The organism is Nocardioides nematodiphilus, from assembly GCF_020216525.1.
Classification (GTDB): Bacteria; Actinomycetota; Actinomycetes; order Propionibacteriales; family Nocardioidaceae; genus Nocardioides; species Nocardioides nematodiphilus.
Map to the genome: position 1 here is coordinate 320,289 of NZ_JAIWOY010000002.1, position 14,654 is coordinate 334,942.

Below are 14,654 nucleotides of genomic sequence, written 5' to 3' on the forward strand. Positions count from 1 at the left end.
GCAGACGTCCTAGAGGACGGGCAGCATCCGGCTGCGCTCGAATGCGCTGACCTGCGCGCGGTACTCGGCCCACTCGGCGCGCTTGTTGCGCAGGAAGAAGTCGTAGACGTGCTCGCCCAGGGTCTCGGCGAGCAGCTCGGACTTCTCCGCGACCGCGATCGCCTCGTCGAGGCCGCGCGGCAGAGCGTCGATCCCGAGCGCGGTGCGCTCGCGGTCGGTGAGGGCCCACACGTCGTCCTCGGCCTCGGCCGGGAGCTCGTACTCCTCCTCGATGCCCTTCATGCCCGCCGCGAGGATGACCGCGAAGGCGAGGTAGGGGTTGCAGGCGGGGTCGAGCGTCCGGATCTCGATGCGGGTCGACTGGCCCTTGGAGGGCTTGTACATCGGGACCCGGATCATCGCGGAGCGGTTGTTGTGCCCCCACGAGATGAAGGCCGGAGCCTCGCCCTCGGCGACGATCCGCTTGTAGGAGTTGACCCACTGGTTCGTGACGACGCTGATCTCCGGGGCGTGCTTGAGCACGCCGGCGATGAACTGACGGCCGGTCTTCGACAGCTGGTACTGGGCACCCGCTTCGTAGAAGGCGTTGGTGTCGCCCTCGAACAGGCTGACGTGGGTGTGCATGCCCGAGCCGGGGTGCTGGGTGAAGGGCTTGGGCATGAAGGTGGCCCATACGCCCTGGCTGAGCGCGACCTCACGGATGACCGTGCGGAAGGTCATGATGTTGTCGGCCGTCGAGAGCGCGTCGGCGTAGCGCAGGTCGATCTCCTGCTGGCCGGGGCCGCCCTCGTGGTGGGAGTACTCGACCGAGATGCCCATCGCCTCGAGGTAGGTGATCGCCTCGCGCCGGAAGTCGGCGCCGAGCGCCTGGGTGGTGTGGTCGAAGTAGCCGCTGGAGTCGACCGGGATCGGCTCCTCGCCGTCCTTCGGCTCGTTCTTGAAGACGTAGAACTCGATCTCGGGGTGGGTGTAGAAGGTGAAGCCCTTCTCCGCCGCCTTCGAGAGGGTGCGCTTGAGCACGTAGCGCGGGTCCGCGTACGAGGGGCTGCCGTCGGGCATCACGATGTCGCAGAACATGCGGGCGGTCGACGGGCCGGGGCCCTGGTCGCGCCACGGCAGCAGCTGGAAGGTGCTCGGGTCGGGCAGCGCGAGCATGTCCGACTCGGTGACGCGGGCGAAGCCCTCGATCGCGCTCCCGTCGAAGCCGATGCCCTCGGCGAACGCCCCCTCGAGCTCGGCCGGCGCCACCGCCACCGACTTGAGGAAGCCCAGCACGTCGGTGAACCACAACCGCACGAAGCGGACATCGCGCTCCTCGAGCGCCCTCAGGACGAAGTCCTCCTGCTTACCCATGGGCGTGAGCCTAGTGGGACGACCCCCGACGCCATGCGAAGTCCTCCGTAGTTGGGCGCGCGTCGTATGCCGATGCGGGACCACGGCCCGCATCTCTTGCGCTACGTGCGAGACCCGGCTTGCCAACAGCCTGCTCCGCGCGCAGGTCTCGAAGCCGGCCCGGCAGCTGCGCTGACGGAGCGCTACATCGCCGCAGCGAGGTGCGCGCGGATCTGCTCCAGACTCGGCACGAGCCCGGTGCCGCCACGGCCTCCGAGGACCAGCGACGCGGCTGACATGCCGAGTCGTACGGCTTCGTCCAGCGTGTCCCCGAGCACGAGCCGTGCGGTGAGCGTGCCCGCGAGGGAGTCACCGGCGCCGGTCTGGTCGACGAGCCGGACCGCCGGCACGGCGGGCAGGTCCCGGACGCCGTCCGCGTCCGCCACCACCGCGCCGTCGGCACCGCGGGTGACGACCGCGGCCTCGGCGCCGAGACCGAGCAGGATCCGCGCGGCCTGGTGCGGGTCGACCGTGTCGAGCAGCACCGACGACTCCCCCGGCGCCGCCGGGGTGACGACCCGGGCCCGGGGCGCGAGCATCCGCAGCACGCCGGCCGCCTCCTCGGAGGTGGTCAGCCGCGGCCGGTAGTTGGGGTCGTAGACCAGGCACGCGGCCCGGTTCGCGACCTCCACCACGGCCGCCCGCGCCGAGGCCGAGAGCGCCGCGGTGACACCTGACGTCAGGACCGCGCCGACCGACTCGAGCCCCCCTGCGGCGACGTCGTCGGGGCCGATCGTGGAGCCCGCGCTACCGCGGCGCAGGTAGACGAACTCACGTCCGCCGGTGGGGTCGGCGTGCACGACGTACGCCCCCTGCTGGCCGGACACCCGGCGCACGAGGGAGGTGTCGATCCCGAGCACGCCGAGGCGCTCCTCGATCACGTCACCGAGCTCGTCGTCGGCGATCCGCGTCAGGATCGCCGTGCGCGCTCCGGCCGCCGCCGAGGCGGCCGCCGCGTTGAGCGCATCACCCGAGACGCCGAGGGTGAGCGGAACGCCATCGGAGAGGGCGGCGTCGGAGGCGAGCTCCACGAGGATCTCGCCGACCACCACCACATCGCGGGACATCACTGCGCTCCTTTGCCTGGGACTCGATGGCACCATTGATCCAGCCGCCAGGACCTGACGGCAAGCGGTTGCCGGGAGTTGCCGCACGCCGTAGCGTCCCCGTCATCCGCGCCAGAACGCGCCACGACCGCCGTGCCGACTCGGAGGCATCATGAGCGACAAGACCCCGACGATCTACGACGTCGCCCGAGCGGCGGGCGTCGCGCCGTCCACGGTGTCGCGAGCCTTCTCCCGGCCCGATCGGGTCAACGTGGACACCGCTGCGATGATCCGCGCGACGGCCGCCGCCCTGGGCTATCGCACCAATCCGCTGGCCCGCGCGCTGCCTACCGGGCAGACGTCGATGATCGCGCTGGCCACCGCCGACATCACCAACCCGTACTACTTCGAGATCATCCGCGGCGCCCAGGACGCGGCGGCGGAGCGCGGCTACACCACCCTGCTGTCGGACGCGCAGGAGTCGGTGACCCGCGAGCGGGAGTCGATCGAGCGGGCGATCCCGACCGTCGAGGGGATCGTGCTGGCGAGCACGCGGATGTCGGACAGTGCGATCCGGATGGTGGCCAAGCAGCGGCCGTTGATCGTGATCAACCGCGACATCACCGACGTGCCGCACGTGGTCGCCGACCACGCGATGTCCGTACGCCAGGCCGTCGACCACCTCGTCGGGCTGGGCCACCGCCACATCACCTACCTCTCAGGCCCGGACGCGGCGTGGGTCAACGCGATGCGGTGGCGCGCGCTGCGCTCCTACGCCGCCGAGCACGAGGTGCAGGTACGCCGGGTCGGGCCGTATCCCCCGACCGCGACCGGCGGGCGGCAGGCGGCCGAGGAGTTCCGCGACCACCGCACCAGCGCCGTGATCGCGTACAACGACCTGCTCGCGATCGGCTTCATCCGCCGCCTCGTCTCCTTCGGGGCACGGGTGCCGCAGGACGTCAGCGTGGTCGGCTTCGACAACATCTTCGTCACCCAGCTGACCTCCCCGGAGATCACCAGCGTCGCTCCCCCGCTGCGCACACTGGGCTCGATGGCGGTGCACAACCTGCTCGCCCTGATCGGCGGCGCGAGCCCCACGACCGGGCGTCCCCTCGCGCTCCCGACCCGGCTGTACGCACGGGGCTCGACCGGTGCCGCGCCGACCCGCCGCCGAGCGTGGCGGAGCGTCACGTCGCCGGCGCCGCGAGAGTCCGCGACAACTCCCGGCAACCGATTGCCGTCGCCCGACTGAGTCACGTTCGATGGCGGCATGCCGAGCCCGCTGCGACTGCACCCCGACCGGCTGCTGCCCAGCGATCCCTCCGTCCGGGCCGTCGCCCGTGAGCTCTACGGCGCGGTGCGGGACCTGCCGATCGTCTCGCCGCACGGGCACGTGCCGGCGTCGCTGCTGGCCGACGACGCGCCGTTCGGCGACCCCGCCTCGCTGCTGGTCACCCCCGATCACTACGTGACCCGGCTGTTGCACGCCAACGGTGTCGCCCTGGCAGACCTGGGCGTGGGCCGTGGACCGCTGAGCGAGGCCGACTCGAGGGCGGTCTGGCGGCTGCTGTGCAAGCACTGGTCGCTCTTCGCCGGCACCCCCGTGCGGTTCTGGCTGGAGGCCGAGCTCGGTGAGATCTTCGAGGTCGCTGAGCGCCCGTCCGCGGAGAACGCGGATGCGCTCTACGACCGGATCGCGGCCTGCCTCGAGCGCCCGGAGTTCCGGCCGCGGGCGCTGCTCGAGCGGTTCGGGATCGAGTTCCTGGCGACCACCGACGACCCGTGCGACGACCTGGCCGCGCACCGGGCGCTGGCCGACGACCCGACGTTCGGCGCCCGGGTGGCGCCGACGTTCCGCCCCGACCGCTACCTCGAGCCCGAGCGCGCCACCTGGCGTACGGACGTCGCGCGCCTCGGCGAGGTCGCGGGGATCGAGACCGGCGACTACGCCGGCTACCTCGCCGCGCTGGAGGCACGACGGCGCCACTTCATCGCCCACGGGGCGGTCTCGACCGACCACGGGCACGCGGACGCCGTCGTCGAGACGCTCGCCGAGACCGAGGCCGCGCGCATCTATGCCGCCGCGCTGGCCGGCACGGCGACCCCCGCCGAGGCGCTCGCCTTCCGCCGCCACATGCTCCTCGAGATGGCCCGGATGTCGTGCGACGACGGCTTGGTGATGACGCTGCACCCCGGTTCGTACCGCAACCATCACACCGCCTCGTTCGACACGTACGGGACGGACATCGGCTGCGACATCCCGCAGACCACCGAGTTCACCGCGGCCCTGCGGCCCTTGCTGGAGCGCTTCGGCACCCACCCCGACCTGCGGCTCATCCTCTTCACCCTCGATGAGACGGTCTGGTCGCGCGAGCTGGCGCCGCTGGCCGGCTTCTACCCGTCGGTCTACGTGGGCGCGCCGTGGTGGTTCCTCGACGCCCCGGACGCGATCCGGCGCTTCCGCGCGGCGGTGACCGAGACGATCGGCTTCAGCCGCACCTCCGGCTTCATCGACGACACCCGCGCCTTCTGCTCCATCCCTGCCCGGCACGACATGGCCCGGCGCCTCGACGCCGGCTACCTGGCGGGCCTGGTCGCCGAGCACCGCCTCGACCTCGACGAGGCGCTGGAGACCGCGGTGGCCCTGGTCGCCGAGCAGCCACGCAAGGCGTTCCGGCTGTGAGCCGCCCCCTGACCCGCGCCGCGACCGGCCACGTGGCCCCGCCGATCGCCGCTGTCCACCTGGGCCTCGGCGCCTTCTTCCGCGCCCACCAGGCGGTCTACACCGCACTGGCGCCGGACGCCGACGCATGGGGCTACGCCGCCTTCACCGGGCGCAGCTCCGGGCTCGCCGAGCAGCTGCAGCGCCAGGACGGGCTCTACACGCTGCTCCAGCGGGCGCCCGGCGGCGACGAGGCCACCGTGGTCGGCTCGGTGGCGCGCGCCTACGCCGGTGGCGACACCGACTCCTGGATCTCGACCGTCGCCGATCCCGGCGTACGGCTGATGACGCTCACCGTGACCGAGTCGGCCTATCGCCGCGGCCCGGCCGGTGGACTCGACCTCGCAGCCGAGGATGTGAAGGCCGATCTGGCCGACCTGCAGCGCGACCCTCCTCGCGCGTGCCGGTCCGTCCCCGGCCGTCTGGTCGCCGGCCTCGCCGCCCGGGCTCGGGCGGGCGGCGGGGCCCTGGCGATCGTGCCGTGCGACAACCTGCCCGACAACGGGAAGGTCGTGCGCCGGGTCGTGCTGGAGCTGGCCGCGGAGGCCGCCGCCGGCGGCGATCGCGACCTGCCCGCCTGGATCACCGCGCACGTCTCCTTCGTCAGCACCGAGGTCGACCGGATCACCCCGCGCACCACGCCGGCCGACATCGAGGCGGTGCGCCGGGCGACCGGACGCGACGACGCCTGCCCGGTGGTCACCGAGCCCTTCACCGAGTGGACCCTGGCCGGCGACTTCCCCGGTGGGCGCCCGGCATGGGAGGCCGCCGGCGCGAGGTTCGTCGAGGACGTCACGCCGTACGAGACGCGCAAGCTGTGGCTGCTCAACGGCGCGCACTCGCTGCTCGCCTACGCCGGCAGCGCGCTGGGCCACACCACCGTCGCGGAGGCGATCGCCGACCCGCGCTGCCGCTCGTGGGTCGAGGCGTGGTGGGACGAGGCCGGCGACCACCTCACCCTGCCGGCCGAGGCGCTGGCCGGCTACCGCGTGGCGCTGGCCGAGAGGTTCGCCAACCCGGCGATCCGGCACCTGCTGTCCCAGATCGCGATGGACGGCTCGCAGAAGCTGCCCGTACGGATCGTGCCGACGCTCCTGGCCGAGCGCCTCGCCGGACGGACGGACACCGCCGGCGCCCGCGTCCTCGGCGCCTGGATCGCGCACCTGCGCGGCGCCGGGGCTCCGGTCAGCGACCCGCGCGCCGACGAGCTGGTCGCGCTGTCGACCGGCCGCACCGCCGACGCCGTCCCCCGGGTGCTCGCCGCACTCGACCCCCGACTCGCCGACGACCAGGAGCTGGTCGCCGCCATCACCGCGCACACCGAGGAGCTCTCCCGATGAGGATCACCGACGTCCAGGTCATCGTGACCTGTCCGGGCCGCAACTTCGTCACCGTCCGGATCACCACCGACGACGGCGTCACCGGCGTCGGCGACGCGACCCTCAACGGCCGCGAGCTCGCGGTCGCCTCCTACCTCCAGGACCACCTCGCCGCCCAGCTCATCGGACGCGACCCGCTGCGCATCGACGACATCTGGCACTACCTCTACCGCGGTGCGTACTGGCGTCGCGGGCCGGTCACGATGACCGCGATCGCCGGCGTCGACACCGCCCTGTGGGACATCAAGGGCAAGGTCGCCGGCCTGCCGGTCTACCAGCTGCTCGGCGGGCGGGCACGCGACGGGATCACCGTGTACGGGCACGCCTCGGGAGCCACCGTCGAGGAGACCGTCGAGGCCGCGGCCGGCTACCTGTCCCGCGGCTATCGCGCGGTCCGCCTCCAGTCCTCGATCCCGGGGCTCGACTCGACGTACGGCATCGGCGGCGTCGCGGCGGCGGGTGCGCACGCCTACGAGCCGGCCGACGCCGCGCTGCCGACCGAGAACGTGTGGGACACCGACGCGTATCTCGCGCACGTCCCCTCGCTCTTCGAGGTGGCCCGGCGCGAGCTGGGGCCGACGCCGCGACTGCTGCACGACGTGCACCACCGGCTCACCCCCAACGAGGCGGCGCGACTCGGCAAGGAGCTCGAGCCCTTCCACCTCACCTGGATGGAGGACCCGGTGCCCGCCGAGATGCAGGACGGCTACCGGCACCTGCGTCACCACACCACCACCCCGATCGCGACCGGCGAGGTCTTCTCCTCGATCTACGACTGCCAGACGCTGATCACCGAGCGGCTCATCGACTACATCCGCACCACCGTCGTCCACGCCGGCGGCATCACCCATCTGCGGCGGATCTTCGACCTGGCCGCGCTCTACGACATCCGCTCGGGCTCGCACGGCGCCACCGACCTCTCACCGGTCTGCCTGGCCGCCGCGCTCCAGGTCGACACCGCGATCCCGAACTTCGGGCTGCAGGAGTACATGCCGCACACCCCGGAGACCGACGAGGTCTTCCCGCACTCCTACCGCTTCGAGGACGGCCTGATGTACGCCTCCGAGGAGCCGGGCCTGGGCGTCGACATCGATCTGGAGAAGGCGGCGCTGTACCCGTACAAGCCCGCCTCGCTGCCGGTGAACCGGCTGCGCGACGGGACGATGTTCCACTGGTGACCTAGGTTGCCAGCAGCACCAGCGAGCCGAGCGCGACCAGCCACGACACGAAGCTGCCGACCAGGAAGTACTCGGTCACCTCGTCGATGCTCGGCCCCTCCTCGCCGCGGAAGGACTGCAGCTCGGGCCAGCGGATCAGGCCCTTGGCCGCGATCACCAGCCCGGCCGCGGTGGTCTGGCCCGCGAGCCCGAGGCCGAGGATGACCAGGCGCTCCATCGGCCCCAGCAGGCGACCGCCCTTCAGCGAGCGTCCGGTGCCGGGCGGGGTCGAGCCGGTGAGCGTCAGGACGATCCGCACGATGGCGTTGCCGGTGGTGAGCTGGGTGAGCAGCACGCCGAGCACCAGCAGGGCACGATCGGCGTCGACGCCGTGCAGCAGCGGCAGCCGCGCGTCATCCAGCCAGTCGCCGACCAGCCCGCCTGCCTCGGAGGCGCCGGCAGCGAAGAGGATCGCCAGGGCGACGGCGCCGGCCAGGACGGAGATCGCGGACCGCGGCCGGTGCGGTGAGAGCAGGGACCAGGCGAGCACGACGGCGACGCCGACCACCATCGCCGCGATGTCGGCGAACGAGGTCAGCCCGGCGAACAGCCCGAGCACGACCAGCGCGATCGCGCCGACGCCGCCGGGCAGCAGCGCTCGGGCGCCGGCCGAGCGGACGAGGTCGGCCGTGCCGACCCCGATGAGCAGCAGCGCGAGCCAGCTCATCGCACGGCTCCCAGGCGGCGGTCGGCCTCGGCCAGCACCGCGAGGCCGTCGCGGCGGATCCGCTGGGAGACCGCCGAGGGACTGACGCCGAGGTCGTGGGCGAGGTCGCGCTGGCTCATGTCTCGGAGCATGCCATCGAGCACCGACAGCGATGCGGGCGCCAGGCCGGCCAGCAGCTCGTCGCGGGTCATCAGCGCAGCGTTGACCATCGCCGGATCAGCGCCGTCCGCGACGCCGGAGGCGCGCTCGTACGCGGTGCGCAGGCGGCGCAGCGACGGATCCGCCTCGTAGCGGGAGACGGTCTCGATCGCCGCCCGCGCGGCCCACCATCCCGGGCCGTCCTCGACGCGCGGCGACTCCTCGAGCACCTCGACGGCTCCCCAGCCGATGCCGTGGCGCACCTCCACCTCGGGCGCGAGCCAGAGCCGCAGCCGCAGGGTCGCGGCCACGGCGGCGCCGACCGACGCGAAGCAGCCCTGGTACTCGTCGCCGACCGTCACGCGCAGGGGCGTGGTCGGGTCCAGCTCGGCATTGACCCGCTCGAGCACGGTCGTGAGCCGGGCATGGAGCGTCGCCCGGCTCGCCTCCTTGCGGGAGCCGACCACATCCCCGATCACGGTCGCCTGAGTCATCACGTGAAGATACTACCTTCAGATCTCCAAAATGAAGGTATGGAGTTCACTTCACGATCATGAAGCCCTTGGCTTCACACACTCAGGCGCGGGGAACCCGCGCCTCCAGCTCGGCCAGCCAGGCCGCCGCGGTGGCATCCGAGGGCATCCGCCAATCCCCGCGCGGCGACATCGTGCCGCCGTTGCTCACCTTCGGTCCGTTCGGCAGCGCCGAGCGCTTGAACTGGTTGGCGAAGAACCGCTTGATGAAGACCTCCAGCCAGTGCCGGATCTCCCCCAGGTCGTAGGCCGTACGCCGCGACTCGGGCAGCCCGACCGGCCACTCCCCGCGCTCGGCGTCGTGCCAGGCCTGCCACGCGAGATAGGCGATCTTCGAGGGGTTGTAGCCGTGCCGCACCACGTGGAAGAGGGTGAAGTCCTGCAGCGCGTACGGACCGACCATCGACTCGGTCGACTGCGGCCCCTCCCCCTCCCCGGCCGGCACCAGCTCGGGGCTGATCTCCTGGTCGACGATGGTCTGCAGCACCGTGTTGGTCTGCTGGTCGAACTTGTCGGTCGAGATGACCCAGCGGATCAGGTGCTGGATCAGCGTCTTCGGCACGCCGGCGTTGACGTTGTAGTGCGACATCTGGTCGCCCACGCCGTACGTGCACCACCCGAGTGCCAGCTCGCTCAGGTCGCCGGTGCCGACCACGATCCCGCCGCGCTGGTTGGCCAGCCGGAAGAGGTAGTCGTAGCGCAGGCCGGCCTGGACGTTCTCGAAGGTGACGTCGTAGACCGGCTCGCCGGAGCCGAACGGGTGACCCATCTCCTTGAGCATCTGGGTCGCGGTCTCGCGGATGTCGATCGTCTCGTACGTCGTCCCGAGCGCCTCCATCAGCGCCAGCGCGCTGCTCCTGGTCGAGTCGCTGGTGGCGAAGCCCGGCATGGTGAAGGCCAGGATGTCGCTGCGCGGACGGCCGAGCCGGTCCATCGCGTCGGCCGCCACGATGAGCGCGTGGGTGGAGTCGAGGCCCCCGCTGATCCCGATCACGACCTTCGTGTTCGGACCGATCGCGCGCAGCCGCCCGACGAGCCCGTGGACCTGGATGTTGTACGCCTCGTAGCAGTCCTGGGCGAGCCGCGCCGGGTCGTCGGGGACGAACGGGAACCGGTCGACCTTGCGCCGCAGCGCGGTGGCCTCCAGCGGGGGCTCGAGCTCGAACTCGACGATGTGGAAGAGGTCCACCCCACCGCCGTGCTCGGACAGGGTGCGCCGGTTATCGTCGAACGTGCCCTGCCGAATGCGCTCGGCGCGGATCCGGTCCAGGTCGATATCGACGACCGTACGGCGCGGACCGTCCGGGAAGCGCTCGCTCTCCCCGACCAGCTCGCCGCACTCGTAGACCATCGTCTGGCCGTCCCACGACAGGTCGGTCGTCGACTCGCCGGCGCCGGCCGCGGTGTAGAGGTAGGCGGCGCTGCAGCGGGCGGAGGCGCCCGCCACCAGCCGGCGACGCTCCTCGGAGCGGCCGACGGTGATCGGGCTGGCACTGAGGTTGAGCAGCACGGTCGCCCCGGCCAACGCGGCCCGCGCCGACGGCGGCACCGGCACCCACATGTCCTCGCACACCTCCACGTGGAAGGTCAGCCCCGGTACGTCGGTGGCGCGGAAGAGCAGCTGCGGGGAGAAGGAGACCTCGACCCCGCCGATGTCGATCAGCGCCTCGATGTCGTCGCCGGGGGCGAACCAGCGGCGCTCGTAGAACTCACGATAGGTCGGCAGGTACGACTTCGGGACGACCCCGAGGATCTCGCCGCGATGGATGACGACCGCGCAGTTGTAGGCGCGGTTGCCGTGCAGCAGCGGCGCGCCCACCACGATCACAGGCAGCAGCTCCTCGCTGGCCAGGGCGATCGACTGGATCGCGCCGACGACCGCGTCCAGCAGCGGCTGCTGGAGGAACAGGTCGTCGATCGCGTACCCGCTCAGGCACAGCTCGGGGAAGACCGCCACGGCGACGCCGTCGTCGTGGCAGGCCCGGGCCTGCTCGACGACCGTACGGGCGTTGGTGGCCGGATCCGCGATCGCGACCGGGATGGTGCACGCCGCGACCCGGGCGAAGCCGTGCGCGTAGGGCGAGTAGAAGTCCACGCTCGGAGCCTATAGATCACCATGACAAATGACGGGGACGCATCAGGGACATACCGGATCGCCCCTCGGGGACGAGATGCGCTTGGCTGGTGGGCATGACGCTCGATGCGACGATCCCGGCTCCGGCCGACGGCACCCTCGACGCGGCCGCACGCGCGGTCGACCTGCGCAAGAGCTACGGCTCGGGCGACTCCGAGGTGCGTGCGCTCGACGGCGTGACGGTGGACTTCGAACGCGGTGCGTTCACCGCGATCATGGGCCCCTCGGGCTCCGGCAAGTCGACCCTGATGCACATGCTGGCCGCGCTCGACACGCCCTCCTCGGGACGCGTCGTGGTGGACGGCACCGAGGTCGGCACCCTCAACGACAAGGCGCTGACCGCGCTGCGCCGCGAGCGGATCGGCTTCGTCTTCCAGGCGTTCAACCTGATCCCGACCCTGACGGCGAAGGAGAACATCCTGCTGCCGCTCGACCTCGCCGGCAGCAAGGTCGACAAGGAGTGGTTCGACACCGTGATCGCCGCCGTCGGTCTCGCGGACCGGCTCGGCCACCGTCCCGCCCAGATGTCGGGCGGCCAGCAGCAGCGCGTCGCCTGCGCCCGCGCGCTGGCCTCGCGCCCGGCGATCGTCTTCGCCGACGAGCCGACCGGCAACCTCGACTCCACCTCGGGCGCCGAGGTGCTCTCGTTCCTGCGTCGTACGGTGGACGACTTCGGGCAGACCGTCGTGATGGTGACCCACGACGCCGTCGCGGCGTCGTACTGCGATCGGGTCGTCTTCCTGGCCGACGGCCGGATCGTCGACGAGCTGCACCAGCCGACCCGCGAGACGATCCTCGAGCACATGACCGCGTTGCAGGACGCCGCGCTCGCGAAGGCCGCGACCGCGACTGCCGGGCAGGCCGACTGATGTTCAAGCTCGTCTGGCGCAACCTGATGGCGCGCAAGGTGCGGCTCGTCATGAGCGGCCTGGCGATCGTCCTCGGGGTCGCGTTCCTCTCCGGCGTGCTGGTCTTCAGCAACGGCCTGTCGTCGACGTTCGACTCGATCATCAAGGGCTCCACCCCGGACGCGACCGTCCGGGCCAAGGGGCTCGACTCCTTCGACTCCGGCAACGGCGGCACCGCCACCGCGACCATCACGCCCAAGGTGGTGGCCGACCTGGCCGCGCTCCCGCAGGTCGCCGACGCGCACGGCACCATCGACGGCGCGGGGATGAACCTGCTCGACAGCCATGGCGACCTGGTCGGTGGCACGGGCGCGCCCACGCTCGCCTTCAACCACACCGGCGGCCTCAACATGGCCGGTGAGCCGATGACCGTCCTCAAGACGGGCACCTGGCCCGGCCCGAACGAGATCGTGCTCGACTCCGGTGCCGCCAAGCGGGCCGGCTACCACGTCGGCGACACCGTCTCGCTGCTCCCGCCGACCAGCACCGACCAGCTCACGATGAGGCTGGCCGGCACCGCGGAGTTCAACGGCGGCTCGACCGCCGGCTCGACGCTGCTCATCTTCGACACCGCCACGGCGCAGAAGATCTTCCTGGGTGGTCGCGACGTCTTCACCTCCGCCTCCCTGACCGCGGCCGACGGCGTCTCCCAGACCGCGCTCGCGGCCGCCGCCCAGAAGGTGCTGCCCGCGGACTTCGAGGCCGTCACCGGCGACAAGGTCGTCAGCCAGTCGAAGGACGCGGTCGGTCAGTTCCTCGACGTGATCTCGGTCTTCCTGCTCGTCTTCGCCCTCATCGCGGTCGTGGTGGGCGCCTTCATCATCGTCAACACCTTCACCATCCTGGTCGCCCAGCGCACCCGGGAGCTGGCCCTGCTGCGCGCCCTCGGCGCGACCCGGCGCCAGGTCACCCGCTCGGTGCTCGCCGAGGCCCTGGCGATGGCGATCGTCGCCTCCACCATCGGCATCGCGATCGGTTGGGCGCTGGCCCGCGGCCTCGCCGCGGTCTTCCGCGCGGTCGGCCTCGACATCTCCAGCCGCGTGCTGGTGCTCGACGCCCGCTCCGTGGCGATCAGCTACGCCGTCGGCATCGTCGTCACCATGGTGGCCGCGTACCTGCCCTCGCGGCGTGCGGGCCGGGTGGCGCCGGTGACCGCGATGCGCGGCGACCTCGCCCGTACGGCGGCTCCGCTGCGCCTGCGGGTGCTGATCGGAGCGGTCCTCTTCGCGCTCGGTGCCGGGCTCGTCATCGCCGGCTTCGCCGGCGCACCGGGCTCGACCGCGGCGTGGGTCGGCGCGGCCGCACTGATCTGGGTGCTCACCCTGGCCTCCACCTCGTCGGTCGTCGGCCGCCCGGTGCTGGTGCTGTGCCGCTCGCTCTTCGCCCGGTTCTTCGGCACCTCGGGCCGGCTGGCCGGCGAGAACGCGTTGCGCGACCCGCGGCGTACGGGCGCCACCGCCTCCGCGTTGATGATCGGTCTCGCGCTGGTCTCCACGATCGGCGTGCTCGCCTCGTCGATGAACCGCACCATCGACGACATCGTCGACGAGCAGTTCACCTCCGACTTCCTGGTGCAGTCCTCGACGTTCATGCCGTTCTCGACCGCGATCGGCGACGAGATCGCGAGCGTCCCCGGCGTGGCGACGGTGAGCCGGCAGCAGATGGTCTCCGGCACGCTCCAGGGCACCGGCGACACCGGCTCGCTGATGGGCATCGACGACGCGTTCACCTCGATCTTCACCCTTCCGATGACCGCCGGCACCGATCGGATCAGCGGCAACGAGGCGATCATCAACACCGACGTCGCCAAGCAGCGCCACTGGCACGTCGGCTCCACCTTCACGGTGACCTTCCCGGCGGGCCACGCGCTCCACCTGACCGTCGCCGGCATCAGCGACCCGGTCCAGGTCACCGGATCGATCTCGGTCCCGCTGGACCTCCTGGCCAAGACCGGCCTGGAGCGCCAGGACAACCAGCTGAACGTGATGATGCAGCCCGGCGCCGACTCCGCGACGGTCCTCTCCGATCTGAAGAAGGTCACCGACCGCGCCAAGATCGTGGAGGTCTTCGACAAGGCGTCCTTCGCCGACCAGATCCGGGGTCAGGTCAACCAGCTGCTCTACATGATCTACGGGCTGCTCGCACTGGCGATCGTGATCGCGATCATCGGCATCGTGAACACGCTGGGCCTCTCGGTCATCGAGCGCACCCGCGAGATCGGGCTGCTGCGCGCGATCGGGATGTCGCGGGCGCGACTGCGGCGGATGATCACGCTGGAGTCGGTCGCGATCGCGGTGCTGGGCGCGGTGATGGGCATGGCGCTCGGCTTGGTCATCGGGGTGCTGCTGCGTCAGGCGCTGGCCGACCAGCTGACGTCGCTGGGGCTGCCGATCGGGCAGCTCGTGATGTTCCTGGTGATCGCCGTGGTCGTCGGCGTGCTCGCTGCCCTCCTGCCCGCGATCCGCGCCGCGCGGCTCAACGTGCTGGCGGCGATCACCACGGAGTGATCGCGCCGCCG

At 71.7% G+C, this 14,654-nt stretch carries 11 protein-coding genes; 6 read left to right on the forward strand and 5 right to left on the reverse strand.

The window, feature by feature from the left end:
* Positions 1-9 precede the first annotated feature (9 nt).
* Positions 10-1,353, reverse strand: coding sequence for a type I glutamate--ammonia ligase (gene glnA, locus KSO98_RS04575; RefSeq protein ID WP_225283775.1), 1,344 nt, complete (start codon positions 1,351-1,353; stop codon positions 10-12).
* Positions 1,354-1,535: 182 nt separating this feature from the next.
* A complete protein-coding gene (locus tag KSO98_RS04580) occupies positions 1,536-2,459 on the reverse strand; it encodes a PfkB family carbohydrate kinase (protein ID WP_225283776.1) in 924 nt (307 codons plus the stop codon).
* A gap of 151 nt (positions 2,460-2,610) precedes the next feature.
* On the opposite strand from KSO98_RS04580, the gene KSO98_RS04585 reads away from it, so the two are divergent.
* Genes KSO98_RS04585 through manD form a run of 4 tightly spaced genes read left to right on the forward strand, consistent with a single transcriptional unit; the run spans position 2,611 to position 7,717 of the window.
* Complete coding sequence (locus KSO98_RS04585; RefSeq protein WP_225283777.1) at positions 2,611-3,690, forward strand: LacI family DNA-binding transcriptional regulator; 1,080 nt, start codon at positions 2,611-2,613, stop codon at positions 3,688-3,690.
* Positions 3,691-3,708: 18 nt separating this feature from the next.
* On the forward strand, positions 3,709-5,121 hold the full coding sequence (uxaC, locus tag KSO98_RS04590; protein ID WP_225283778.1) for a glucuronate isomerase: 1,413 nt from the start codon (positions 3,709-3,711) through the stop codon (positions 5,119-5,121).
* The gene (locus KSO98_RS04595; RefSeq protein ID WP_225283780.1) at positions 5,118-6,500 is read left to right on the forward strand and encodes a mannitol dehydrogenase family protein; all 1,383 of its coding nucleotides are present in this window, start codon (positions 5,118-5,120) and stop codon (positions 6,498-6,500) included. Before uxaC ends, KSO98_RS04595 begins: the two co-directional genes overlap by 4 nt.
* A complete protein-coding gene (manD, locus tag KSO98_RS04600) occupies positions 6,497-7,717 on the forward strand; it encodes a D-mannonate dehydratase ManD (RefSeq protein WP_225283782.1) in 1,221 nt (406 codons plus the stop codon). Before KSO98_RS04595 ends, manD begins: the two co-directional genes overlap by 4 nt.
* A 1-nt stretch (position 7,718) precedes the next feature.
* On the opposite strand, the gene KSO98_RS04605 is transcribed toward manD, so the two are convergent.
* The 3 genes from KSO98_RS04605 to KSO98_RS04615 form a co-directional block, all read right to left on the reverse strand.
* Positions 7,719-8,423, reverse strand: coding sequence for a hypothetical protein (locus tag KSO98_RS04605; protein WP_225283783.1), 705 nt, complete (start codon positions 8,421-8,423; stop codon positions 7,719-7,721).
* Positions 8,420-9,055: a SatD family protein gene (locus tag KSO98_RS04610; protein WP_225283785.1), complete on the reverse strand. Its 636-nt coding sequence runs from the start codon at positions 9,053-9,055 to the stop codon at positions 8,420-8,422. The genes KSO98_RS04605 and KSO98_RS04610 overlap by 4 nt, the downstream gene beginning before the upstream one ends.
* 82 nt (positions 9,056-9,137) lie before the next feature.
* Positions 9,138-11,189 (reverse strand): NAD(+) synthase, encoded by a 2,052-nt coding sequence (locus tag KSO98_RS04615; RefSeq protein WP_225283787.1) that lies wholly within the window; start codon positions 11,187-11,189, stop codon positions 9,138-9,140.
* 95 nt (positions 11,190-11,284) lie between these two features.
* On the opposite strand from KSO98_RS04615, the gene KSO98_RS04620 reads away from it, so the two are divergent.
* Positions 11,285-12,097: an ABC transporter ATP-binding protein gene (locus tag KSO98_RS04620; RefSeq protein WP_225283789.1), complete on the forward strand. Its 813-nt coding sequence runs from the start codon at positions 11,285-11,287 to the stop codon at positions 12,095-12,097.
* Positions 12,097-14,643 (forward strand): ABC transporter permease, encoded by a 2,547-nt coding sequence (locus KSO98_RS04625; RefSeq protein ID WP_225283791.1) that lies wholly within the window; start codon positions 12,097-12,099, stop codon positions 14,641-14,643. The genes KSO98_RS04620 and KSO98_RS04625 overlap by 1 nt, the downstream gene beginning before the upstream one ends.
* The last annotated feature ends 11 nt before the right edge of the window (positions 14,644-14,654 follow it).

What these genes read in the sequence shown, in the direction of transcription:
- glnA (WP_225283775.1), bottom strand. Translation starts at nt 1,353, where the DNA reads ATGGGTAAGCAGGAGGACTTCGTCCTGAGGGCGCTCGAGGAGCGCGAT.
- KSO98_RS04585 (WP_225283777.1), top strand. Translation starts at nt 2,611, where the DNA reads ATGAGCGACAAGACCCCGACGATCTACGACGTCGCCCGAGCGGCGGGC.
- KSO98_RS04580 (WP_225283776.1), bottom strand. Translation starts at nt 2,459, where the DNA reads ATGTCCCGCGATGTGGTGGTGGTCGGCGAGATCCTCGTGGAGCTCGCC.
- KSO98_RS04610 (WP_225283785.1), bottom strand. Translation starts at nt 9,055, where the DNA reads ATGACTCAGGCGACCGTGATCGGGGATGTGGTCGGCTCCCGCAAGGAG.
- uxaC (WP_225283778.1), top strand. Translation starts at nt 3,709, where the DNA reads ATGCCGAGCCCGCTGCGACTGCACCCCGACCGGCTGCTGCCCAGCGAT.
- manD (WP_225283782.1), top strand. Translation starts at nt 6,497, where the DNA reads ATGAGGATCACCGACGTCCAGGTCATCGTGACCTGTCCGGGCCGCAAC.
- KSO98_RS04620 (WP_225283789.1), top strand. Translation starts at nt 11,285, where the DNA reads ATGACGCTCGATGCGACGATCCCGGCTCCGGCCGACGGCACCCTCGAC.
- KSO98_RS04605 (WP_225283783.1), bottom strand. Translation starts at nt 8,423, where the DNA reads ATGAGCTGGCTCGCGCTGCTGCTCATCGGGGTCGGCACGGCCGACCTC.
- KSO98_RS04625 (WP_225283791.1), top strand. Translation starts at nt 12,097, where the DNA reads ATGTTCAAGCTCGTCTGGCGCAACCTGATGGCGCGCAAGGTGCGGCTC.